The 23,908-nt window shown below is 43.5% G+C and carries 25 protein-coding genes; 1 reads left to right on the top strand and 24 read right to left on the bottom strand.

Annotated elements, in window-relative coordinates; translation table 11 throughout:
- Positions 1-4: 4 nt before the first annotated feature.
- The 7 genes from fabZ to spoIIQ all read right to left on the bottom strand — a co-directional run bounded on the left by fabZ (position 5) and on the right by spoIIQ (position 5,977).
- Positions 5-439 carry a 3-hydroxyacyl-ACP dehydratase FabZ gene (fabZ, locus tag J2S07_RS02855; protein WP_307148889.1) on the bottom strand — a complete coding sequence of 145 codons (435 nt, stop codon included), beginning with the start codon at positions 437-439 and terminating at the stop codon, positions 5-7.
- Between the two features lie 149 nt (positions 440-588).
- Positions 589-867 carry a DNA-directed RNA polymerase subunit beta gene (locus J2S07_RS02860; RefSeq protein WP_307148890.1) on the bottom strand — a complete coding sequence of 93 codons (279 nt, stop codon included), beginning with the start codon at positions 865-867 and terminating at the stop codon, positions 589-591.
- A gap of 56 nt (positions 868-923) precedes the next feature.
- Entirely contained in the window at positions 924-1,766 is an 843-nt protein-coding gene (locus tag J2S07_RS02865; protein WP_307148891.1) for a flagellar hook-basal body protein, read from the bottom strand.
- 26 nt (positions 1,767-1,792) lie between these two features.
- Entirely contained in the window at positions 1,793-2,632 is an 840-nt protein-coding gene (locus J2S07_RS02870) for a flagellar hook-basal body protein (protein WP_307148892.1), read from the bottom strand.
- 296 nt (positions 2,633-2,928) lie between these two features.
- Entirely contained in the window at positions 2,929-3,930 is a 1,002-nt protein-coding gene (locus tag J2S07_RS02875) for a rod shape-determining protein (protein ID WP_307148893.1), read from the bottom strand.
- Between the two features lie 254 nt (positions 3,931-4,184).
- Positions 4,185-4,460 (bottom strand): sporulation transcriptional regulator SpoIIID, encoded by a 276-nt coding sequence (gene spoIIID, locus J2S07_RS02880; protein WP_307148894.1) that lies wholly within the window; start codon positions 4,458-4,460, stop codon positions 4,185-4,187.
- A 635-nt stretch (positions 4,461-5,095) separates the two neighbouring features.
- A complete protein-coding gene (gene spoIIQ, locus J2S07_RS02885) occupies positions 5,096-5,977 on the bottom strand; it encodes a stage II sporulation protein SpoIIQ (RefSeq protein ID WP_307149043.1) in 882 nt (293 codons plus the stop codon).
- 297 nt (positions 5,978-6,274) lie between these two features.
- Here spoIIQ and J2S07_RS02890 point away from each other — a divergent pair, with 297 nt between their 5' ends.
- Positions 6,275-6,691 (top strand): VanZ family protein, encoded by a 417-nt coding sequence (locus tag J2S07_RS02890; protein ID WP_307148895.1) that lies wholly within the window; start codon positions 6,275-6,277, stop codon positions 6,689-6,691.
- Positions 6,692-6,990: 299 nt separating this feature from the next.
- Here J2S07_RS02890 and spoIID read toward each other — a convergent pair whose 3' ends face one another.
- From spoIID to atpD, 17 genes are all read right to left on the bottom strand, one after another.
- Positions 6,991-8,004 (bottom strand): stage II sporulation protein D, encoded by a 1,014-nt coding sequence (spoIID, locus tag J2S07_RS02895; RefSeq protein WP_307148896.1) that lies wholly within the window; start codon positions 8,002-8,004, stop codon positions 6,991-6,993.
- 192 nt (positions 8,005-8,196) lie between these two features.
- On the bottom strand, positions 8,197-9,507 hold the full coding sequence (gene murA / locus J2S07_RS02900; RefSeq protein WP_307148897.1) for a UDP-N-acetylglucosamine 1-carboxyvinyltransferase: 1,311 nt from the start codon (positions 9,505-9,507) through the stop codon (positions 8,197-8,199).
- Positions 9,508-9,539: 32 nt separating this feature from the next.
- Positions 9,540-10,286, bottom strand: a complete 747-nt coding sequence (locus tag J2S07_RS02905) for a YwmB family TATA-box binding protein (RefSeq protein WP_307148898.1) — start codon at positions 10,284-10,286, stop codon at positions 9,540-9,542.
- 221 nt (positions 10,287-10,507) lie between these two features.
- Positions 10,508-10,744 (bottom strand): DUF1146 family protein, encoded by a 237-nt coding sequence (locus tag J2S07_RS02910; RefSeq protein WP_307148899.1) that lies wholly within the window; start codon positions 10,742-10,744, stop codon positions 10,508-10,510.
- 213 nt (positions 10,745-10,957) lie between these two features.
- A complete protein-coding gene (gene nuoN / locus J2S07_RS02915; RefSeq protein WP_307148900.1) occupies positions 10,958-12,490 on the bottom strand; it encodes an NADH-quinone oxidoreductase subunit NuoN in 1,533 nt (510 codons plus the stop codon).
- A gap of 5 nt (positions 12,491-12,495) precedes the next feature.
- Complete coding sequence (locus tag J2S07_RS02920; RefSeq protein WP_307148901.1) at positions 12,496-14,007, bottom strand: NADH-quinone oxidoreductase subunit M; 1,512 nt, start codon at positions 14,005-14,007, stop codon at positions 12,496-12,498.
- On the bottom strand, positions 14,004-15,872 hold the full coding sequence (gene nuoL / locus J2S07_RS02925) for an NADH-quinone oxidoreductase subunit L (RefSeq protein ID WP_307148902.1): 1,869 nt from the start codon (positions 15,870-15,872) through the stop codon (positions 14,004-14,006). The genes J2S07_RS02920 and nuoL overlap by 4 nt, the downstream gene beginning before the upstream one ends.
- A 138-nt stretch (positions 15,873-16,010) precedes the next feature.
- Positions 16,011-16,325, bottom strand: coding sequence for an NADH-quinone oxidoreductase subunit NuoK (nuoK, locus tag J2S07_RS02930; RefSeq protein WP_307148903.1), 315 nt, complete (start codon positions 16,323-16,325; stop codon positions 16,011-16,013).
- Positions 16,322-16,843: an NADH-quinone oxidoreductase subunit J gene (locus tag J2S07_RS02935; protein WP_307148904.1), complete on the bottom strand. Its 522-nt coding sequence runs from the start codon at positions 16,841-16,843 to the stop codon at positions 16,322-16,324. The genes nuoK and J2S07_RS02935 overlap by 4 nt, the downstream gene beginning before the upstream one ends.
- The gene (gene nuoI, locus J2S07_RS02940; protein ID WP_307148905.1) at positions 16,840-17,259 is read right to left on the bottom strand and encodes an NADH-quinone oxidoreductase subunit NuoI; all 420 of its coding nucleotides are present in this window, start codon (positions 17,257-17,259) and stop codon (positions 16,840-16,842) included. Before nuoI ends, J2S07_RS02935 begins: the two co-directional genes overlap by 4 nt.
- Positions 17,260-17,373: 114 nt before the next feature.
- Positions 17,374-18,384, bottom strand: coding sequence for an NADH-quinone oxidoreductase subunit NuoH (gene nuoH / locus J2S07_RS02945; protein ID WP_307148906.1), 1,011 nt, complete (start codon positions 18,382-18,384; stop codon positions 17,374-17,376).
- Positions 18,384-19,484 carry an NADH-quinone oxidoreductase subunit D gene (locus J2S07_RS02950; protein WP_307148907.1) on the bottom strand — a complete coding sequence of 367 codons (1,101 nt, stop codon included), beginning with the start codon at positions 19,482-19,484 and terminating at the stop codon, positions 18,384-18,386. Before J2S07_RS02950 ends, nuoH begins: the two co-directional genes overlap by 1 nt.
- Before the next feature lie 2 nt (positions 19,485-19,486).
- Positions 19,487-20,563, bottom strand: a complete 1,077-nt coding sequence (locus J2S07_RS02955) for an NADH-quinone oxidoreductase subunit C (protein ID WP_307148908.1) — start codon at positions 20,561-20,563, stop codon at positions 19,487-19,489.
- A gap of 3 nt (positions 20,564-20,566) precedes the next feature.
- Positions 20,567-21,079 carry a NuoB/complex I 20 kDa subunit family protein gene (locus tag J2S07_RS02960; protein WP_307148909.1) on the bottom strand — a complete coding sequence of 171 codons (513 nt, stop codon included), beginning with the start codon at positions 21,077-21,079 and terminating at the stop codon, positions 20,567-20,569.
- Positions 21,070-21,444: an NADH-quinone oxidoreductase subunit A gene (locus J2S07_RS02965; protein WP_307148910.1), complete on the bottom strand. Its 375-nt coding sequence runs from the start codon at positions 21,442-21,444 to the stop codon at positions 21,070-21,072. The genes J2S07_RS02960 and J2S07_RS02965 overlap by 10 nt, the downstream gene beginning before the upstream one ends.
- A gap of 448 nt (positions 21,445-21,892) precedes the next feature.
- Positions 21,893-22,294, bottom strand: a complete 402-nt coding sequence (locus J2S07_RS02970) for a F0F1 ATP synthase subunit epsilon (protein WP_307148911.1) — start codon at positions 22,292-22,294, stop codon at positions 21,893-21,895.
- A 22-nt stretch (positions 22,295-22,316) separates the two neighbouring features.
- The gene (atpD, locus tag J2S07_RS02975) at positions 22,317-23,738 is read right to left on the bottom strand and encodes a F0F1 ATP synthase subunit beta (RefSeq protein ID WP_307148912.1); all 1,422 of its coding nucleotides are present in this window, start codon (positions 23,736-23,738) and stop codon (positions 22,317-22,319) included.
- Positions 23,739-23,908: the final 170 nt, after the last annotated feature.

The raw sequence follows: 23,908 nt of genomic DNA on the forward strand, positions 1-23,908 counted from the left end.
CTCTCTATTCCTGTTTCTCACCTAAGCCAAACATAATTTCAGCTTCTACAGCAACCTCCCCGTCCACAGTAGCGATTGCCTTGCCCTTCCCAAACGACCCACGCACCCGGGTTAACTCTACCTCCAAACGTAGTTGATCACCGGGTTTGACCTGTTTTCTTATGCGGCAATTGTCGATTCCTGCGAAGAAAGCCAATCTTCCTCTATTCTCTTCCTGTTTTAAAATAGCCACTGCTCCTACCTGTGCGAGGGCTTCAACAATGAGAACTCCTGGCATAACTGGATAATCAGGAAAATGGCCGTTAAAAAACTCCTCATTGGCTGTCACATTCTTGATACCGACTGCTCTTTTTCCTTCTTCGACTTCCAATATTTTGTCCACTAGTAAAAAGGGATAGCGATGTGGGATGATCTCTTTAATCTGATGAATATCAAGCATTATTATTAGTACCTCCTACTAATACTAGGTTTTATATCCCTATTGTAAGTGAAGTCATTCCATTACGCAAGGGCAGATCAAACGCAAAAAAAGCCGACAAATGCCGACTTTTCCCATAAGGAGTAGTAAACTCATATTCAAAAACGATTTTATTTATGCTCAATCAGGTCCCTAATATAAGTCCAGGTTGATTTTTGAAAGACGTCCTTTGCCTCACCATTTCCAATCACACTATAGCCAAATATTGCTCCAAGAATCACGCTTATCACGATGAACAACGAAAGGATAATGAGACGCAGCCATAATGGAATAAGCCGAATGCGAATCCTTTTCCGCTTTCCACCCTGTGCAGACTCTGTCTTAGCCTGCTCAAACTTTTCCTTTTTTGCTTGTTTGTGTTGCTCTCGTGTTTGGCTGTTTACCGACATGATCTTTCTCCTTGAAAACAATTTTGAAAATAAGCCTTTTTTTAAGGCGGGTTTTTTTAACGAATTCCGTTCACAAGTCCCAGCATCTGATCAGCGATGCTTATGGACCTCGATTGAAATTGATAGGTGCGCTGGGTATTCATAAGGTCCGTCATTTCCTTTGCCATATCGACATTAGAGGATTCTAGGGCATTTTGTTGAATCCCGATTTCATTTCGAAGAGGACCCACTAAATCGGTAAAAATCTCCTCCAGCCCTACATTCAACTGGGCAAAATTCGTTGGCAGGCCGTACAGATTATTCCCTTTTGACTCTAGGAACTGAGGTTTGTTGACCTGGACGACGGCGAGATTAAAGGCTTGAACCGTCCCATCTGTCTTTGTCACGGTCAGTCTACCATTCGGATCAATACTGTAATCCTTCGGCTCTCCCGTTATGTAAATAGGATTTTCATACTCATCAACAATAGAATGGCCATCAGCTGTCACAAGAGCAAGTTCATTCACGCCGACGGGGGATAAGTAGAATGCTCCATTCCGTGTGTATTGAATTTCGCTCCCTGCTTCGGTTTGAACAAGCACCTTATAGAGCTGATTTTCCTTTGTAAAAGCGGTATCCAGCGGACGATCCGTCGTCTTAATCGGACCTTGTGTCATCACTAATTGCGCTTGGGCAAGCTTTGCCCCAGTGCCCTGACGAATACCATTTGGGGTAAGGCGATTCACTTCCGCCGCTAAATTACGCTGATTATTAAACTGCTGATACATCAGTTCCGTAAAGGTTGCCTCTCTCCTTTTGAAGCCATTCGTATCAATATTCGCCATATTGTTGGAGATGATGTCCAATTGCTTTTGCAGCTGTGATAATGTATTCGTTGCCGTGATCATCGTTCGATTCATGCTTTAACCTCCTTTCAGCCTAACGCTTATCCGATTCTTCCAACCTCATTGGCAGCCTTGTCCATGCTTTTATCATAGGCCTGTAATACCTTTTGATTCGCTTCAAAGGCCCGGTAGGCCGTTAGCATATCCGTCATGGAACGGCTCATATCTACATTGGATCTTTCTAATTTTCCTTGCTGCAGTGAAAATTGAACACCCGCTGCTCCCCGTGCATCCGCTAAAGCTCCTCCATCACCTGTGCGATAGAGGCCATCGCCCTCTTTGACGAGGTTATATGGATCGGCTGAATAGCTGATTCCTAAGAATGCTGTTTCTCCAGCTGCCCCTTGCAGCATCCCATTTTCGTTCACGGTGAATTGGTCACTGGACAGCTGAATTCGATTTCCATTCGAATCAAGGACATAATTGCCGCTCGCGGTTGTTAAGAAGCCTTGTCCATCTAAAGTAAAGTCACCATTTCTTGTATAGCGAATCTCCCCAGCCGCATTTTGCACGGTGAAAAAGACGCTGCCGTTAACGCCTGTTTCCTGGTTTCGAGGCATGATGATATCCACTAATGCAAGGTCTGTCGTTTGCCCCGTATCCTGCAAATCTCCTTGGACGAACTTTGGCATAACCTCCTGCATGTAGACACCCGTATTAACCGGTCCTACTGTTTTGTTAAAAGGGAGATTCAAGCCTTTTTCAGTTGGCACCTTCTCTTGGTCAAAGCGCTTCAGCAGCATTTCTGGGAAGGCTCTCAAGGATGATTGGTCCGCTTTATAGCCTGGCGTATTCGCATTGGCCATATTATTCGTTAACATTTCTGTTCGGCGCTGCTGTGCAAGCATCCCTGATGCAGCCGTATAAAATCCTCTAAACATTCGCTCACCCCATCGTAAGGACTCTTTTTTCAAACGCATATCCGTTAGAAACCCTTCAAACGACCAAATACTTCTTGATGCATCTGAAAAAAGAGTCCTGCTTGTCCTCGTCAAAAAGCCATATATTCCTATTATAAAAAAAATCAGTCAAATAAACATTATATTTTTTCTCGAAATAAGAAATGGTGATAAGTACCAGCTCGTTCACTGGTCCTCATCACCCTTCTAGAGCTGTTGATACACGCGGCTACGCGATGAGTTTTTTAGCCAAAGGCTGTTTTCGTATCGATTGCGGCCTAGCCGAATCTTCGACTAGAAATCCTGTCGATGTTATCAAGCATAATGCCCGTCCCAACTGCAACACAGTCCATTGGGTTCTCGGCAACCAACACAGGCACCTTTAATTCCTCTGCTAACAGTAGGTCGAAGCCATGTAAAAGGGCTCCCCCACCTGTTAGAATAACACCGCGGTCAATGATGTCAGCTGATAATTCTGGTGGAGTGCGCTCTAAAACGCTCTTTGCCGCTTGAACAATGACGAAAACAGACTCGCGAAGAGCCAGCTCAATTTCCTCAGAATTGACGGTAATCGTTCTAGGTAGACCAGAAACCATGTCACGCCCGCGGATTTCCATTTCTTCATGACGAGAGCCCGGAAATACCGTACCAATTTGGATCTTAATATTTTCAGCTGTTCGCTCCCCAATGAGTAGCTTGTATTCACGTTTGATATACTGAAGAATTTCACTATCGAATTTATCTCCAGCCATTTTAATCGAAGCAGAGGTTACAATGTCTCCCATTGATAATACCGCGACATCTGTCGTTCCTCCGCCGATATCGACGACCATATTTCCGCTTGGCTGGAAAATATCCATCCCCGCTCCGATGGCCGCTACCTTTGGTTCTTCCTCTAAGTAAATCTTCTTTCCTCCGCTCTTTTCAGCGGCTTCCTTGATCGCTTTTTGCTCTACACTTGTGATGTTTGTAGGGCAGCAGATAAGAATCCGTGGCTTTGACAAAAAGCCTTTGACATTCAGCTTGTTAATAAAATGCTTTAACATCGCCTCTGTCACGTCAAAGTCTGCAATAACTCCATCTTTAAGTGGTCGAATCGCCACAATATTTCCCGGAGTACGACCCACCATTCGTCTTGCTTCCTCACCGACAGCCAGTACCTTATTGTTATTCTTGTCAATCGCCACCACAGATGGCTCGTTCAGCACAATGCCTTTCCCTTTTACATGGATCAGCACGTTAGCAGTTCCTAAATCAATTCCAATATCCCTAGCGAGCATGCTTTTCGTTTCCTCCTTGAAAATATCCCAATCTATTCCTTCAAAATACTTCCCTTAGGAAATTCCTAAGAATAGCACTTACGTATCACCTGTTGTTGTTTTTATAAATGCACTATATCCTAATTGACTATTTTACCATACTTATTAAAAATAAAGTAACAATTTGTCAAAAATTGTTTGACACTTTGCTAAATATTTTCAAGGAAGATATCCGTATTCATTTTGGTTCGTTCATTAAAACGGCCGTCTAGCCTTTACTTTCGAATGGGCTCGCTTTCTAGCTCCTCCTTCTTGTATTTCATTTTTGTTGCTTCACCACCACGCAAATGGCGAATTGATTTATGGTAATCTAAGATTTCCTTAACTTCATTAGCTAGCTCTGGATTAATTTCAGGAAGCCTCTCTGTTAAATCTTTATGGACTGTACTTTTGGATACGCCAAACTCCTTCGCTATGACGCGAACCGTTTTTCTCGTCTCCACGATATACTTTCCAATCTTGATAGTTCTCTCTTTGATGTAATCGTGCACACCACTCGCCCTCCCTAAATTGGATGTGAGAAGTGTGAAATGAGACTCGCTTTCATCGCTTCATCAAGTACTGCCTACCGCACACAAAGTGCGTCAGAAAGCACGTTGCCTTCTGAATTTCAGGAAATAATCAGGTCCCCAACTATATATGCATTCTCATCCTCAAACGACCCCTCACCTCAAACACTCTCTTTGTAAGGTTTGTAACAGTTTATTAGCTTGGATTAAGGAATATGCACGAAAAAGGCAATAGGGACAAGGCATAAGGTGATTTTTTCGAAAAGTCAATCAATTTGCAGGAGTTTAGACCGAGCTGGACTCTTTTTTTCCGTCGCTTGCGGGGAATTACCCTCGGGGTTGCTTAAATATCGGAAGCTGCTCCACTAAAACCTCCGCCCAAAATCGACGGTAGCTCCATTATTTCCCGAGAAATTTGTCGGTTCGGATTGATATATGTCTGAGGGGGTATTTTTTCGACGGTATGAAATCCTTTGATGGAAATGGTGCCTATCTTAATGAGTCGGTGTTTGGGAAGAAAGCCGGTGTTTCCGTGCTATTTTAAATGGAGCTAGGAAATGTACTCTTAAAAAAGAAAAAACCCGCAACTAAGCGGGTTCCCTATCTTTTGGATATTATTAGGCGTCGGAAGAGTCTGCTTTATCAGCGTCTTCTTCGTCAGATGTTGCATCATCATCTTTAGTCTTATCTTGTTTGCTGTCATCAGCATTTTTCGACTTGTCTTCTTTAGGTGCTGGCTTTTCCTCTTTTGTTGAATCATCTGTTTTTCCGCTATCATCAATTTCCTTGCCTTCGGTCACTTTTGCTTCCTGTAAGGCACTTAACGGCTTGTTGAAGTAGTCAATTGGATTAACCGCTACCCCATCTTTGCGGATTTCGAAATGCAAATGTGTTCCAGCTTCCTCGTTGTATAAGCTTTTTCCTGCTTTTGCAAGGATGTGCCCCTGTTCGACCTGGTCCCCAACCTTCACACCAATATCCGTAACGGATTGATATTGTGTTACAATACCCTTGTCATGCTCAATTTCGATTACATTGCCGAGAAGTGCATCCTCTCGTACACTTGTTACTTTACCACTTAAGGCAGCCAGAACATCAAAGGTTTCGCCATTTTCCATCGTAATATCTATCCCCGTATTTGGACGATAGCTATTATTGTAAGAAACCAACGCTGCTTCTTGCTTTTCTTCTGGGCCATCAAAATCATAAAACTCTTTTTGAATGACAACAGAATCTGGATCTGCTACCGGCATAGAGAAGTTTTCCATCGCCCTATTAACTTCCAGAGCATCCTCTTGGAACTTCTTACCTGAAAGATCAGTGGCCTTGTAATCGATTTGTTTGTCGTTATCGGCATTGTTGCTGTTTTGGAACCAGAGAACCGCGGTTAGAATGATTGCAGCGCCTGCAATATATAGGCTAGGGTACACCCAACGCTTTTTCATGAAGCGCTTAATCTTTGAATCTTGAGAAGATCGTTTCTTTTCTTCCTCTCTCATTTTCATCACCTCAGCAACCATTCTGAACAGATTCAGCCAAATATATACATTTGTAAAAAATTTTTTTTGGTTTATTTTTCGACAAAGTCTTTAAGATTATTCATGTAAGGCGCTTTTTTTAAAAAAAATTTTTGTTGAACCTAAATATAGTTTTTATAAAGTAATCTTTGAGAAAACGTAAAAAAGCGCTACTCATTCTATTTGTATCGCCACCTAGTATGAAACGAAATGGCCGGTTGTAAGGCCATTTCATAACCATTTTCGTAGGAAAAGACCTTTTGGATAGGGGAAATTATTATGAAAAGATTTTTGAAATGGGTTGTGAGGCTACTGCCGTTTGCTTACATGCTATTGGTTTGGATTCTTTCAAGTTTGCCGCATAATGCTGTCGTGGAACTCCCAGACTCTTCCGTTGACCGCTTTTTCAAAGAGTCCATGCATCTTGTGGAGTTTGCAATCCTGTATTTGCTTTCGGTTGCGGCTGTTTTAACAAGCGGACAATTTTCAAGGGGCTTGAGCATGGTTTGTGCAGGGATTGCAATTAGCTATGGTCTGCTCGATGAATTCCATCAATCCTTTGTTCCATACCGCTCAGCAACCGTCATTGACTTTGTAAAGGATACGATTGGGGTATTAGTGGCTTATTATTTTGTTATGCGAGGCTATCGAAGGCATGGGTTTCGGTGGTTTAGTGGCTTTTTTGTAGGGAAATGAGGTGAGCAAATATCTGGGGGCCATTGAGCTCTTTTCTGACTAGGTGTAGTATCCAGTAACCTCTATTGGGTACTCGTGCTGTCTTTTTTCTAGGAGTTCAGGTTCCAATACCCCCTATTGGACACTCTTTCTCTCTTTTCTCCATCCGTTCAGGGGTCAATGACCCCTATTGAGTACTCTTTCTCACTATTCTCTCTCCATTCAGGCACCAATAAGCCGTATACTCAACTTTTACCCTCACAAACAAAAATAGGGTACACGAATCGCTTGGATCCTGTACCCTATTCTTTAAGAGCCTGTTATTTTTTGGCGGTGACTTTGGCAAGGAGGTTGGTCCCGGTGTCAATTTGAACTCCCTGGTAGTAATGCTGGACAATTTCTTTATAGGTCTTTCCCTCTTTGGCCATCCCGTTTGCCCCGAATTGACTCATTCCTACTCCATGACCGAAACCCTTTGTATTAATGACGATATTTTTTCCTTTTCGTTCCCAGGTGAAGTCGGAGGATTTTAGTTCGAGTGTCTCCCGAATATCCTTTCCGGTCAATACTTTGCCGTTGATATCGACCTTTCCGACGCGATTGCCCTTTGTCCTTTCGAGGATCTTGCCAACTTCACTGCTATTTGTCAGCTTTACACCGAGCTTTTTTTCGAACTCCTTAATAGATACTACCTTTTGCCCGTTGAATTTTTCCGTATTGACGTCCCATGGACTTTCCACACTCTTTAGATACGGCCGTGGACTCGACCAGTAATCCTCAGAGTTCTCTGTAAAACCGTTGCTTGTGGAGAAGAATGCAGAATAAATCGGAGCTCCTTCATAGGTTAAAATTTGTCCGCTCGTTGCTTGAACTGCTTCACGAATTTTCTTTACCCTCTTTTGATAATCCTTCCCCCACTGCTTCCTCAACTCTTCATCACTTTTGTACACTTGATGATTTTCCGTATCGGTCACATCGGCACCTTCAGGAACACCCTTTTTTTCTCCATTCATTAGGTACGCAAAATAAGTTCTTGCTGTTATCGCCTGAGCCTTTAGGGCTTCTAATTCAAAATCTGCTGGCATCTCTGCTGCGACAACCCCTACAATATATTCCTCGAGCGGCAGGTTCTCAATCTTTTCCTGACCGGCGCGATAAACCGCTACCTCAATAGCGGGCTCGTTTGATTCCACTTTGATTTCTTTCCCTTCAAGATCCTCATCAAGCTTGCCCGTTGTTTTTTCCATAAAAGGGAGGACCAGTGCTGTCGGAATGATCAGTGTGACGGCAAATAGTACTGCGGCTAAAACGGCGATTGGTTTCATATTTTTCATGCTAGAGCCTCCATATGTAAGTTTGTATTCACTTATACATATGGGAATGGACAAGCCAATAGAACTAAAAATGTGTATAATTTCCGCAAGTCTCATCCACAATATCTTATGGTGAGAAAAAAAATCCGCCATTCTGAAAGCAAAAATAAAAACCGCAAATGGTGAGACCATTTCACGGTTTTTGGTGAGTTCTTATGCATTTAAATCAGCAATATAAGCCTCTTGAATCGCAACTCTTTCTTCCATGTCATTAACACGTTCAATATCTGCACCAAGATTTGCTAGCTTATGATGGAAGTTTACATAGCCACGGTCCAGGTGCTTCAGCTCTGTCACTCTCGTGGTTCCTTCTGCAACTAAGCCTGATAAAATCAAAGCAGCTGCAGCGCGAAGATCGGTAGCCGCTACTTCCGCTCCCTGAAGATTGGAAGGGCCATTTAAGATAACGGATCGACCTTCAATCTTGATATCTGCGTTCATTCTGCGGAATTCTTCGACATGCATGAAACGATTTTCAAAGACCGTTTCCGTAATCATGCTTGTTCCTTGGGCATTGAGTAACAACGCCATCATCTGTGATTGCATATCCGTTGGGAAGCCTGGATGTGGCATCGTTTTAATATCAACCGCTCTTAGGCGCTCAGGCCCCAGCACCCTTAGCCCTTCCGCTTCCTCTTCAAAAATAACTCCCATTTCCTCCATTTTTGCAATAAGGGAGGTTAAATGCTCAGGAACAGCTCCTTTGACAAGGACATTCCCACCTGTAATGGCAGCCGCTACCATGAAGGTACCTGCTTCAATACGATCAGGGATGATCGTATGGTCTGCGCCAAATAGGACGTCGACACCTTCAATTCGAATCGTTCCTGTACCAGCACCGCGAACCTTTGCCCCCATTTTGTTGAGGAAATTGGCTAAATCAACAATCTCTGGTTCCTTCGCCACATTTTCTAAAATGGTTGTACCCTGTGCTAGGGTCGCAGCCATCATAATATTTTCCGTTGCTCCTACGCTCGGGAAATCCAAATAAATCTTAGCTCCATGAAGGCGGCCATCTACCTCTGCTTCAATAAAGCCGTTTCCAACCTTCACCGTTGCTCCCATTGCTTCAAAGCCTTTGAGATGTTGATCAATCGGCCTAGAACCAATGGCGCAACCACCTGGCAAGGCGACACGAGCACGGCCATTTCTTGCAAGTAGTGATCCCATAACTAAGACGGAAGCACGCATTTTTCGTACATATTCAAAGGGTGCTTCAATGTTTAACTCGCGTGATGCATCAACAGTGACTTCGTTATTTTTAAACTCCACATCGGCGTTTAAATAGCGTAATACTTCATTGATCGTGTACACATCGGAGAGAGTTGGTACATCCCGAATTACGCTTCTTCCGTCACTTGCTAATAATGTTGCGGCAATAACCGGCAAAACTGCATTCTTTGCTCCTTCTACTTTCACAGAACCGCTAAGCCTTCTACCGCCGCGGACGATGATTTTTTCCAAGTGTATTCCCCTCCGCGTCCAATTTCTCTATATTAATATTCAATCGTTATGATTGGTGTGCCAACTACGAGGGTCGTTTTGGCGCCTAATCCTTCTGCCCGAACTCCTAGCTGCAAATTCATGTTATTCTTGGTTGTCCTCAAACCATTGGCCAATAATGGCGAATAGGCAGATGTCGAGATAAAATTTGTTTCTTTTAGGGACTCCACTTCTACTGCCTGAAACTTGTCAAGTATCTTATTTACAGTAAAAGGCAAAGTCGTATTCATCTTATCATTGATTTCACCTTTTATACAAGAGAAAAATGTGGTATTTCCACGAAAAATGTCAGAAATTTTCCTTGTTACATCTTCTTTAATAAATTGCTCTGTTTTTCCCGTAAAATTCTTGCCACGGGCTTCATAAATCATGTAAGTTTGTGGATTTTGTGTTGTGAGGGTAGATAAAACTTGAATGCTCTCTTCTATTCCTTCGGAAGACGTTCGAGAAGCGATGGCTTGCCACTTTTTAGCGTCAGAGGAAATCCTCCATGTCCAATCTGGAAAATTCTTTTTGAGCTGCTCGACATGCTTTTGTACATCCTCTAGCCGTTTTGTTTCATATTTTTCCCTTGCGTGTAGAGACCATCCATTGATATCTATATTCTCACTTTCTAAAATTGTCACTAGTGTCAATAGGTCCTGATTCTCGTTTGCGATCGCTATTTTCCCATTTACATACAGCAAAAGAACTCCAATAATACCAATTGATGTGAATAATGCAATGATTTTTTTCCCCATTTTGTATTCCTCCCCTTAGTATCATTGTTACCAAGGCGAGACAGAGCATACAAAAAACGAGTCGTCAGTTTTTGACAATATCCCAATTGTCGGATTTATTCACACAAAGAGAATTGTACCGAATATCCTCATAATTAGAAAAGGTATGAAGGCCTATCTTTACTAGATATTTTCCCTTTTAATACAAGCTATAAGCCCTGACTTCTATAGGAATTTACCCCTTATTGGAATATCATGGGTAACTGCTGTGACCATAGTAAGTAATCGAGGAAAAAATTACTGACGGTTGAACCGATGACAATGGATAATAATATAAAAAGTACCCGTGCTTGGAATACATGGTTTCCCCGAAGCAATTTTTCGTAATTTATGCTTTGTAATGCCCACCATGCGATCGCAATAAAAACTAGGTGGGAAATAATGCTGATTAAAGCTTGGTGCCCAAAGCTTGAGACCATGGACCATCCCTCCTTTGGTATGTAATAAAGGATGCCTCCCTATTTGACGAATATGCAGTGGAAAGGTTTCACGATTGACTGGAAAGAAGATCGACTTTTAATTGGACTGGGTTTGACAATATTCTTACTCCATAGAAAAAGAAGGGGCCCCTTTTCCCCTTCTTTTCACGAACTATATAGAACCCCTTGTTTAATCTGACTCCCCCCGTCAGACTACTTTAAAAAATCATTAAAGCCATTGAAATTCGTATGGAAGAAATCCAACGCGGTGTTCGGGAATAGACCAAAGAAAATGGTTGCAATGACGCAAAGCCCGATCACGACGCCAATTCCAGCTGGCATTTTTGTTTTTTCGGTTGGCACTTCGATAGCAGATGGTCTGAAGAAGATCTGCGTTAAAATACCGAAATAATAGAAATACGATACGACCGTTGTTGCGATCATGACGGAAGCTAGTACATAATGGGCTGGCTCTTGAATTAAAGCCCCCATGAAGATATTCAGCTTCCCGATAAAGCCTGCTGTTCCTGGAATTCCGGCTAGTGAGAGGATGAATACTCCCATAGCAACAGCTAGCCATGGTGACCTCTGATACAATCCGGCAAACTGACCGATATCTTCGTTGTCTGTTTTCTCCGTCATCAGCTGAATCACTGCGAATGCCCCTAAGTTCATAAATAGGTATGCTCCTAAATAGAACCATAACGCATCAAACATGAATGTCGAAAGGGCAGTTACTGCGACAAGCAGGTAACCTGCATGTGCGATGCTTGAGTATGCAAATAATCGCTTTATATTTCGTTGTCTTAAGGCGATGACATTTCCAATAATCATCGTTGCTCCAGCAAGGACAGCAATGTAATCTTGAACCGAGATTAATAGACGTGTAGTCGCATCGACGCCAGACGCTCCTGCTGGTGTATTCAAGTAAATAACCAAGATTACACGGAGGACAATGACAAAGCCTGCTGTCTTGGAAACAACGCTTAAGAAGGCTGTAACAGGCGTTGCTGCCCCCTGATACACATCCGGTGCCCACATATGATAAGGAACGGTTGCCAGTTTAAAGGATAAGCCGACAAAAATCATGAAAAAGGCGAGGCCAAGCAGGTAAATATATTGTGAATCCGCAAGATTCGGCAGACTAGCAGCCATTTCAATTAGGTTTGTCGTACCCGTTAACCCGTACACATAGCTCATTCCAAACAGCGTGATCGCCGTTGAAATACTGCCATTAATCACATATTTCATCGCTGATTCATTGGAAGGCAAATGCTTTTTCCTGATTCCTGCAAGTATATAAGAGGAAAGAGAAAGAAGCTCCAATCCAATAAATAGCGTGATTAAGTCCCCACTTGAAGCCATCATCATCGTACCGAGGAGTCCTGCCAGTAGAAGATAGTAGAATTCCCCTTTAAATTCTTCCATCTCTTCCTTCGGCTTATAGCTCACGGCTAAAATCATGACGAGGGCTGCGCCAAGTAATAAGAGAATCTTAAAGGCTTTGGCAAAAGAATCGAGTCTAAAAGTATCGTATAGAATCGATATTGGCTCTAATTCTATTAAATTGATGAGCGCTCCGAGAGCTACTAAAATCCCCGCAAAGCCAATCCAGCCCAAGATTCTTCGATTAAAATGCTTTGGTGCAAACAGGTCGACAATGGATAGAATGGTCGCAACACCTAGAATGATAAACTCCGGTGCCATCGCACCCCATTCAAATGACAAAATTGTATCTAAATCCATTCAAATCAACCCCCTAACCCAAGCATGATAGTCTCAAGTGTGGCTTGCAATGGCTCGCTTAGTACACTTGGGTATACGCCAATCAACACAATCAGCGCCGTTAATACTAAAACTGGCACAAATTCTGCTGCTTTCAAATCAGTAACTCCAGCAAATTCACGATGAGCTTTGCCGTAGGTTATGCCCAGTGTGGCACGCAATAAATAGACAGCTGTCATAATGATTCCAATACATCCGATGGCCGCTAAGATTGGCATTTCCTCAAACAATCCAAGGAAGGCCATGAACTCACTGACAAACCCTGACATGCCTGGTAGACCAAGTGATGCCATTGCCCCAGCTAACAAGAATCCCGCTGTAAGTGGCATCCCTTTTGCCATTCCACCTAGGTTCATAATGGTGGATGTATGGAAACGCTCGTAGAATACACCGACAAGGAAGAAGAGCAAGGCAGAAATTAACCCGTGGGAAACGACCTGGAAAATCGCTCCTTGAATCCCTGCTTCATTTAATGCTCCTACTCCCATCAAGACAATTCCCATATGGGAAATCGACGAATAGGCGAGAACCATTTTGAAATCCTCCTGCAAAAATGCAAGGAAGGCTCCGTATAAAAGATTGACAACTCCAAGGATAACTATCAGCACCGCAAGCGATTCAAACTGCTCTGGGAAAATCCCCATTCCAAAGCGAATCAAACCGAACGCACCAATTTTTAGTAGAACCCCAGAGTGGAGCATGACGATGGATGGTGGTGCCTGAACGTGCACGCGAAGCATCCATGTATGCAATGGGAAGATGGGCAGCTTCACACCGAAGGCGATGAGAAGAGCAATCATCAATCCCATTTTTAATGAATCAGAAAAAGGCGAAACCGTTGCTGGATCCTCCATCGCCATGATTTTTGCCAGCGCCTCAATATTGGAGGTGCCTGTTCTGGCAAACAGAACCATGATGACAATCAATAGAATCGCAGAACCGAGGCCATTATAGATTAAATAACTATAAGCCGCCTTTTCTTTTTCAAAATAACCCCATTTTCCGATTAGGAAGAACATCGGAATCATCGTAATTTCAAAGAAAATGAAGAATAAGATTAAGTTTTGAGCCACAAAGACACCGAGCATTCCGATCTCAAGAAGTAGGAAGAGCATAAAATAGCCTTTCCATTCTTTCTTAATATGAATGGAGGCAATCGCTGCAAGTGTCGATAACACCGCTGTTAAGACGATTAAGATGAGGGAAAATCCATTCAATCCCAGCTCATAATCAATCTTAAACAAGCCCATTTCAGCAAAATCGCCAAAGTGGATCCAATTCACCTTCACATCGTACTGATCGATGTTCCCTCCACCTAAATGTTGAAAAAAGGCAAAGAGCGATAAGACGAGCGCTGGCAAGGTTGCCAAAAAACCAACAAACTTAATATTGGATTCCTGTGTCTTTGGCAAGAAGGCAAGCACCAGGATTCCTACTAAAGGGGAGAAGACTAAGATGGATAAAAAGAACTCATTCATTTTAAGTACCCCCCTGTTAATGCATAAATGACGATTAAGACGGCTAGACCAACAAAGGCAAATGTACCGTACGTTTGGATTTGACCGTTTTGGATTTTTGAGCCGATTTTTCCAAAGCCTTGAACGATTCCGGCAACCGTCTTGACGAGTCCCTCTACAATAAAGGCCTCAATATAGCTAAGGAAGACAGAAAAGAATTTCGTTGCTTTGACAACGGTCACGCCGTACAGCTCATCCATGTAGTATTTGTTGTATAGCAGCTTATAGGTGTATGGCGCTCGAGATGAAAGCCAATCTCTTGAAAGTGTCCTCTTTCCATACATGAGCCATGCTAGGAAAATTCCAAGCAAGGAAACAACCGTTGCGACGATCATAATCCAGGCTGGTCCTTCAATATGACCGTGTCCAAGAGCTGCATTTCCTTCTACAAGCCAATCTCCAAGGAATGTGCCAAACCAAGGAGTGTTCACGTAGCCCGCGACAACAGCAAGGATTCCCAGGACAATCATTGGGAACGTCATCATAGCTGGTGATTCATGCACATTCTTCATGTTGCTACGTGCTTCTCCCGTGAACACCATGAAGAAAAGGCGGAACATATAGAATGCAGTGAAGAAGGCAGCGACAACAGCTAGCCAGAACAGAGCGGTATTGCCATGTGCCCAGGCTGCAATTAAGATTTCATCCTTACTGAAGAAGCCAGAGAACAGTGGAACGCCACTAATCGCCAGTGTTCCAATCAGGAAGAGCGGACCCGTTAGACGCAGCTTTTTCCATAGTCCACCCATCTCTTCGATGTTCTGAGTGTGGACAGCATGGATTACACTACCAGCAGCAAGGAACAATAGGGCTTTGAAGAAAGCATGGGTCATTAAGTGGAAAACCCCTGCTACATAGCCAGCCGAACCGAGCGCGAGCATCATATAGCCAAGCTGTGAAACCGTCGAGTAGGCTAGTACTCTTTTAATATCCGTTTGGACGAGGCCAATGCTCGCGGCAAATATTGCTGTAATGGCTCCAACGACCGCAATGGTCAAGAGTGCTGTCTTGCTCGCTGTAAAGAGCGGGAACAATGCAGCGACTAAATAAACCCCTGCTGCAACCATCGTAGCAGCGTGAATTAAAGCCGATACAGGTGTTGGACCTTCCATAGCATCCGGAAGCCAAGTATGAAGTGGAAACTGACCAGATTTCCCGACAGCTCCAATGAAAATTAGAATCGCCGTAAGGGTAATCATTCCTGCAGAAACGGCTCCATTTTCAACAGCGAGGAAAATCTCATCATACTCGAAGCTGCCCACCTGCCAGAATAATAGAATCATTCCGATAAGAAGGCCGACATCTCCGATTCTTGTCATGATAAAAGCCTTTTTGGCAGCGGCCTTCGCTTCCTCTTTGTAAAAATAGAAACCAATTAAGAGGAAGGACCCGACGCCAACAAGCTCCCAGAAGATATACGTTTGCAATAGGTTCGGGGAAAGAACAAGCCCTAGCATTGCAAAGGTAAACAATCCTAAATAAGCGTAAAAAATGTGAAAGCGATCATCACCGTGCATGTAGCCCTTTGAGTAGGTATGTACGAGAAAGCTGACAAGCGATACGATGACGAGCATTAATGCATTTAACTGATTGACTTCAAAACCCGCTGTTAATTGAACATCCCCTATTGAAAGCCAATTTGCTTCGGCTTTAAACGTCGGGTGGTTGAAGCGGTCAAACAACACCACCAAGGAATAGATGAAAGCTGCGAGCGTGAAGAAGATGCCAATATAAGCACTCGTTTCTTTCATCTTCTTCCCAAATAGAAGAAGGAACAAAAATGAGAAAAGCGGGAAAAGCGGTATGATCCATGCATTCTCCATCAATATCACAATCCCCTTTTAGAACACGCTGCCTGGTTGTTAGCCCAAGCTTTCGCGCGTTTGATTGAGGCCTGCAGCAAGCAGGTCTTAGTTTTTGAGAAAGGCTCTATTCTCAATCATTGTTGCTATTGAGAGCAGAGTCTAGTTTTTCATCGAATTTATTTCATCGATATTTACAGTCTTGCGGTTTCGGTATAGGGCAATAAGTATTGCCAGACCTACGGCTGCTTCAGCGGCAGCTACCGCCATGGCAAATAAGGCAAAGACTTGACCTGTGATCGAGGGTATCATGCCATATTTGCTAAAAGCCACAAGGTTAATGTTCACCGCATTGAGCATGAGCTCGACGGAAATCAGCACGATAACCGTGTTTCTTTTGGTCAATGCCCCATACAAACCAATGCAAAACAAAATTAACGCTAGTGTCAGGTAGGCTGAAACGGGAACTGAGCTCATTCCTTATTCGCCTCCTTTTCATCATCTTTCTTGGCTAACACAATCGCTCCAATTAGGGCCACGAGCAGCACAACAGAGGTGAGTTCAAAAGGAATGATGTACTTTGTATACAGGGCCATTCCAATTTGCTCCACATTATTTACATGAAGCGTGCTTTCCTGTGGATTGAGGTCTAGATTGTAGATGCCAATATAAACTGCAAAGGCAAAGCCTAATACCCCTAATAAAAGGAGAATTTTCCGTAGGCCTCCCCCTTTTGCCTCAGTTGTCTCGCGGTGGCGAGTCAGCATGATTCCAAAGAGCATGATGATCGTAATCGACCCCGCATAAATAAGAATTTGAACGACTGCAACGAATTCAGCGGAAAGCATGACGAAAATGCCGGCAATGCTAACAAAGGTCAAAATAAGTGCCACCACCATGTGGACCACCTTATTTAAATTGAGCAAAAGTACGCCGCCTATGACCGCCGTTATTGCAAGGATAATAAATGCTAGTAATTCACCTGAAAACGTCATGGTTTATTCACCTTCCGAACATTCTCGTCATTTTCATCCAGCCATTCAAGGTTTTTGAATAGCTCATCACGGCTGTATTCAGCAAGCTCAAAGTTGTTGGTCATGACAATCGCTTCTGTTGGACATACCTCCGTACAAAGGTCACAGAGGATACAGATTTCAAAGTTAATATCGTACGTATCAATAATTTTCTTTTTAATGGAAGGATCCGGGTGCTTTTTCCCCGTTAATTGAATGCAATCTGTTGGACAAATATTCGCACAGTTGTTGCAGACAATACATTTCTCGGGATAGAACTTCTGGATGCCGCGGAAACGATCCGGCAGTGGAATTGGCTTCTTCGGATAATCGTAGGTCGGCTTTTCCTTCGTTAAGTTTTTAAGGGTATACTTTAAACCTTTCGCTAATCCAAGCATGTTTTTTCACCCCTTATGTGAAAGTGTTCATCTTCCCTTTTGCGTGTCCACCCCACGTGGACACTTTCGGCATTTTGTCCACGGATGGTACCAGGTACCTTTTTGAACTGTGGTTTAAAAGAGTTTAAGGATCTCTTTTAGGATGGCGGTTAGGAAGATATTGGCGAGTGCGACTGGGAGTAAGATTTTCCAGCCAAACTCCATCAGTTGGTCGGCCCGGATACGTGGGAACGTACTGCGGAACCAATACAAAATAAATGTGACTGCACAGAATTTCAAGGCAAACCAGACAGCTCCTGGAATGAAGCCAAGGAAATCAAACGGTGGCAACCATCCTCCAAGGAATAAAACGGTTGTCAGTGTTGCCATGGCAAACATATACACATATTCCGCCAGCATGAAAAATGCAAAACGGAAGCCTGAGTATTCGATAAAGTAACCAGCGATTAGCTCATTTTCCGCTTCAGGAAGGTCAAATGGAACCCGGTTAAGCTCTGCAACAGATGCAATAAAGAACACTAGGAAGCCAATCGGCTGAAGCAGGATGTACCAGACATTTTCCTGGGCAGCGACGATTTCATTGAGGTTCATGCTACCTGTTAATAGGACGACACCCAATACAGACATCACAAGTGGAATTTCGTAGGAGATCATCTGAGCGGCTCCACGCATTCCACCGAGAAGAGCGTATTTATTATTGGATGACCATCCCGCCAGCAAAATCCCGATCGTTGTTAGTCCAGAAATCGCTATATAATAAAGGAGACCTACCCCAATATCTGCAAATTGTAATTTGTCTGTAAACGGAAGCGTTGCAATGACTACAAATGAAGGTGCAAACGCAATGACAGGGGCAATAATAAACAATGGTTTGTCCACGAGCTTCGGCATCGTATCTTCCTTTAATAGAAGCTTCAAGACATCGGCAACCGTTTGAAGTAACCCCCACGGACCCCCAACTTGGTTTGGACCATAGCGCAGCTGCATAAATCCTAATACCTTCCGTTCGGCTAAAATGGCATATGTTACAAAGCCGAGAATAACCAAAAGCAATACGACTGCAAGTCCGAAGAAAATCAGAAAGTTCTGTAGCCCTGCTGGTGAGTGCAATAAATCTTGTACCATTAACCATCCACCTCCCCTAGGATAATATCAACTGCTCCTAGAATGGCAATTAGGTTTGAAAGGCTTTCTCCCTCTAAAAGCTTAGGCAGGATTTGTAGATTATAAAATGATGGTCTTCTAAATTTCAGGCGGTAGGGCTCTTTTTTGCCGTCGCTCGCTATGTAACAGCCGATTTCCCCACGAGGAGATTCAATACGTACGAATGCTTCTCCCTTTGGTGCTTTGATGATTCTTGGCACCTTCGCCATAATTTCCCCCTCTGCCGGGAATTGCTCGCAGGCTTGTTCTAAAATTTTGAGTGATTCTTCAATTTCAGCAAAGCGAACATGATAGCGAGATAAGACGTCGCCTTCCTCCCGCACGGGTACATCAAAATCAAAGCGATCATAGATGGAATAAGGCTCATTTTTACGTAGATCCCACTTTACTCCAGTGCAGCGAAGATTCGGACCACTTAAACTGTAGTTAAGCGCATCCTCTTTCGTGTATTTACCGATTCCTTTTACACGATTTAAGAAAATTTCGTTTCCAGTAACGAGATCATGGTATCCCTTAACCTGTTCACGCATATGGGGAATGAACTCTTTTACCTTGTCTACCCAGCCCTCTGGCGCATCCCATTTGACACCGCCAACACGCATATAGTTAAAGGTCAGACGAGCACCAGAAAGTTCATTAAGGAGATTTAGAATCATTTCCCTTTCACGAAACGCATAAAGCAGTGGGCTTGTCGCTCCTAAATCGAGTACAAATGTCCCCCACCATAGCAAATGACTGGAGACGCGCCCAAGCTCCATGGCCATCACTCTTAAGTATTCGGCCCGCTCCGGAACCTTAATCCCCATCATCGTTTCTACTGCATGACAGATTACATAATTATTTGTCATTGCAGAAACATAGTCCATGCGGTCGGTATACGGAATGATTTGCGTATATTGAAGGTCTTCTGCCAGCTTTTCTGTTCCGCGGTGGAGGTAGCCGATGACCGGCTGCGCCTCTTTAATTTTCTCCCCGTCAATTTTTAGAATAAGGCGAAAAACACCGTGCGTACTAGGATGCTGAGGTCCTACATTCAAAAGCAATTCTTCTGTTCTGAGCATGGTCACACCTCCACATCATACGGTTCATAGTCTTTTCTAAGCGGATGACCAACCCATTCCTCACCTAAGAAAATGCGGTGTAAATTTGGATGATTGGAGAATTTGATTCCCAATAAATCATAGGCCTCACATTCAGGCCAATTTGCACCAGCCCATAGAGAGCATAATGACTCGATTGTTGGTTCATCTCGGTCAAGCTTTACCTTAAGGGCAACCGACTGGCTATTTTTGTATGAATACAAGTGAACATAGACTTCCATATGTGATTCATAATCAACGCCATGCAGCTCCGATAGATAATCAAAGCCGAGCTGCTCATTATATTTCAAAAACTCTGCCACTTTAAAATAGCTGTCTTTCTTGGCAACCAGGGTTGGAACATCCTTTGAGAGTCTATTAATATAGGACTCTTCCAAAACCTCTTTCCCCAGATGCTCTTCAATCACTTTGACATATTTATCAAGGGTTGGCTGATTTACTGAAGGCTTTACTTCTTCAACTGGTGCTGCTTCTGCCTTTCCTCCTGCAGCGGCTCTAGCCTTTGCGGCAGCAGCGGCCTTTGCTTTTGCCTTCGCAGCAGCAATGGCTTTTGCTTTTTCATCATCACCTGCTGCTTCGCCCTCTTGTTTTGCTTTGGCAGCGGCTTTTGCCTTCGCAGCAGCGGCGGCCTTTGCTTTGGCGGCTGCAATTGCCTTTGCCTTTTCATCGTCGCCTGCTGCATCTCCAGCCTGCTCGGCCATCCGATTTGCTTTTGCTTTTGCGGCTGCAGCGGCTTTTGCCTTGGCGGCAGCGGCAGCTTTTTTCTTTGCCATATCGTCATCCTCTGACGCTTCCGATTCCGCTGGCGCTGTTGCCTCGGCTTCCTGCTGCTCCATGGCTTTCTTTTTCGCTAGTGCGGCTGCCTTTGCCTTGGCGGCAGCGGCGGCTTTTTTCTTTGCTATATCAGCATCCTCTGCTGGAGGCTCTGCAGCGGCTTTTGCTTCCTGTTCTTCCTTCGCATTCTTTTTTGCTAGAGCAGCGGCCTTTGCTTTTTCAGCAGCCTCTCTTTTTAGCTGTTCTAGATCTTTTTCCCCGCTCATCGATTAGATCACCTTCTTCCCAGTTTTCGCCTCGTAACGGATTTTTTCTTTCAATTTATTGATTCCATAGATTAACGCAGCTGGGTTCGGTGGACAGCCCGGAATATAGACATCAACAGGAACGATTTGGTCTACCCCTTTGACGACCGAGTAAGACTTCACATACGGTCCTCCTGCAGTTGCACAGGAACCCATAGCGATCACCCATTTCGGCTCAGCCATTTGATCGTATAAGCGTCTAAGGATCGGCGCCATTTTCTTTGTAACCGTCCCAGAGACAATCATGACATCTGATTGACGCGGTGAGTTACGATAGAAGGTTCCATAACGGTCTAAATCATAATGCGCACTACTCGAAGCCATCATTTCGATGGCACAACAAGCAAGCCCGAATGTCATTGGCCACAATGAATTGCTCCGAGCCCATGCTTTTATTTGATCGAGTGAGGCCATTAACACCGATCTCTCTACCTCTGCCATCTCTTCTGGTGAAATGTTCTCTAATTTTAAATCCATTTTAACACCTTCTTCTTCCATGCATACACAAGACCAATGAGAAGCATGAATACGAAAATAAACATTTCGATTAAAGCAAAAATCCCAAGCTTATCATAGGCTACTGCCCATGGATATAAAAACACCGTTTCTACATCAAAAATCACAAATAATAGGGCAAAAAGATAATAGCGGACGTTGAACTGAACAATTGAGTCACCAAAAGGATCGTTACCGCTTTCATAAGTAGTAGCCTTTGCTTCCGATGGAAGCTTCGGACGTAGCAATTTAGCTAAAGTAAGCGCCACAACCGGTAATATTACCCCAAGACATAGAAACACTACCACGATCAGATAGTTATTCTGATATAAGTTTAAAAGCTCCATACCCCTTCCCTCCAAAGTCGTATAACTTTTCTAAATCTTATATTTTGTAACCGAATTCATTATAACATTGTTACAAAGTTGTGTCGACAAAGGTTAGACACATTTAAGCTATGAATCTTGAAACCCTTCCTTATTCATTTTTAATGCAAATCCCGCCAAATTAGACCCAATATTTAACAACCCCCTTCAAACTAACAACCATTATAATCCATTAAATCTTATTCCATATATTTTGTATGTGAGAAATGTCAATAAATGTTCACATTTTAACAAATTATTATTTTCCCTCTGAACAGGCATATTGCACATATATGAATAATTCATCGGTTGGCATCCCCTCTTCGCTGTTACTCGAATAACCAAGAACAATGGCTTGTTTAGGCACGAACCGACAAAAGTAGACAAAAAAACACCTCTCAGTTCTATAACTGAAAGGTGTTTGGATTGGTTATTTCCCCGCAACATTGATGCGGTTAATTGCTCTTTGTAGTGCAAGCTCTGCCCGTCTGAAATCAATGTTATCCTGCTTTTGTTCGCGAAGGCGTTGTTCTGCACGTTCCTTCGCTTTTAATGCACGTTCAACATCGATGTCTTCTGATACTTCGGCAGCCTGTGCTAAAATGGATACTTGCTCAGGGCGAACCTCTAATAGGCCTCCACTGACTGCAACAAATTCCGTTTTACCTCCGTTTTTTAGACGGACCGCACTAATTTGTAACGGTGCAACCATTGGAATATGCCCAGGTAGAATTCCTAGCTCTCCGCTTTCTGCTTTAACGCTGACCATTTCCACATCTGATTCATACACTGGGCCATCAGGAGTAACAACACTGACTTTAATCGTCTTCATATTTTACCCTCCTGGTCTAGAGTTAGACCTCTACGCCCATTCTCTTAGCATTCTCGATCACGTCTTCAATGCGTCCAACTAGACGGAATGCATCTTCTGGAAGGTGATCCCATTTTCCATCAAGAATTTCTTTAAAGCCTTTGACTGTTTCTTTTACAGGTACATATGAACCCGGCTGCCCAGTAAACTGTTCAGCAACGTGGAAGTTTTGTGATAAAAATACTTGGATACGACGAGCACGTTGAACGACAATTTTGTCTTCGTCGGATAACTCGTCCATCCCTAACATGGCAATAATATCCTGTAATTCACGATATTTTTGTAGGGTGGACTGAACTCTACGAGCAACCTCGTAATGCTCTTCTCCAACAATTTCAGGAGACAAAGCACGTGAAGTAGAAGCAAGAGGGTCCACAGCAGGGTAAATACCCATCTCAGAAAGCTTTCGCTCAAGGTTTGTTGTTGCATCTAAGTGAGCGAATGTTGTCGCTGGAGCCGGGTCTGTATAGTCATCGGCAGGTACATAAATCGCTTGGATAGATGTAACAGAACCTACGTTAGTAGATGTGATACGTTCTTGTAGTTTACCCATTTCAGTAGCAAGTGTTGGTTGGTAACCAACGGCAGATGGCATACGTCCTAAAAGAGCAGATACCTCTGAACCTGCTTGAGTAAAACGGAAGATGTTATCCATGAAGAAAAGAACGTCTTGTCCTTGTTCATCACGGAAATATTCTGCCATTGTCAAACCAGTCAAGGCAACACGCATACGTGCACCTGGTGGCTCGTTCATCTGACCGAATACCATCGCAGTTTTCTTAATAACACCTGAATCTGTCATTTCATGGTAAAGGTCGTTTCCTTCACGTGTACGCTCTCCAACACCAGCGAATACAGAAATACCGCCGTGCTCTTGAGCGATGTTATTAATAAGCTCCTGAATTAATACGGTTTTACCAACTCCGGCACCACCGAATAGACCGATTTTTCCACCTTTGATGTATGGTGCAAGAAGGTCTACTACTTTAATTCCAGTTTCAAGGATTTCAACCTCTGTTGAAAGCTGTTCGAAATTAGGTGCTTCTCGGTGAATTGGATCACGACGAGCTTCTGCACCGATTGGTTCATCAAGGTCAATATTGTCACCTAAAACATTAAACACACGACCAAGTGTTACGTCCCCAACTGGAACAGAAATTGGTGCACCTGTATCAGTTACTTCAACACCGCGGGTAAGACCGTCAGTAGAAGCCATTGCAATCGTACGAACGGTGTCATCACCTAAATGAAGGGCAACTTCAAGAGTTAAGTTGATGTCAACCTCAGATTCGTTACGCGCTTTATTAACGATAGTTAAAGCGTTATAGATTTCAGGAAGCTGACCGCTTTCGAACTTCACGTCAACAACCGGACCCATAACCTGAACAACGCGTCCTTTGTTCATCTTTTTCCCTCCTAATAAGAAATGCGAAGGCGCCTTGCTTACCCCCGACAAGCAGAAGACAAGCCGACTGGAAGGTTGTTCTGTAACCTTCAAGGCGGATTGGCTTCTGACCTCGAGGGGGTAGGCGCCGTAGCTAGACAATCAGAAATGCGAAGGCGCCTTGATAGCGC

The sequence above is a fragment of the Anoxybacillus andreesenii genome (assembly GCF_030813005.1).
Lineage (GTDB): Bacteria > Bacillota > Bacilli > Bacillales > Cytobacillaceae > Robertmurraya > Robertmurraya andreesenii.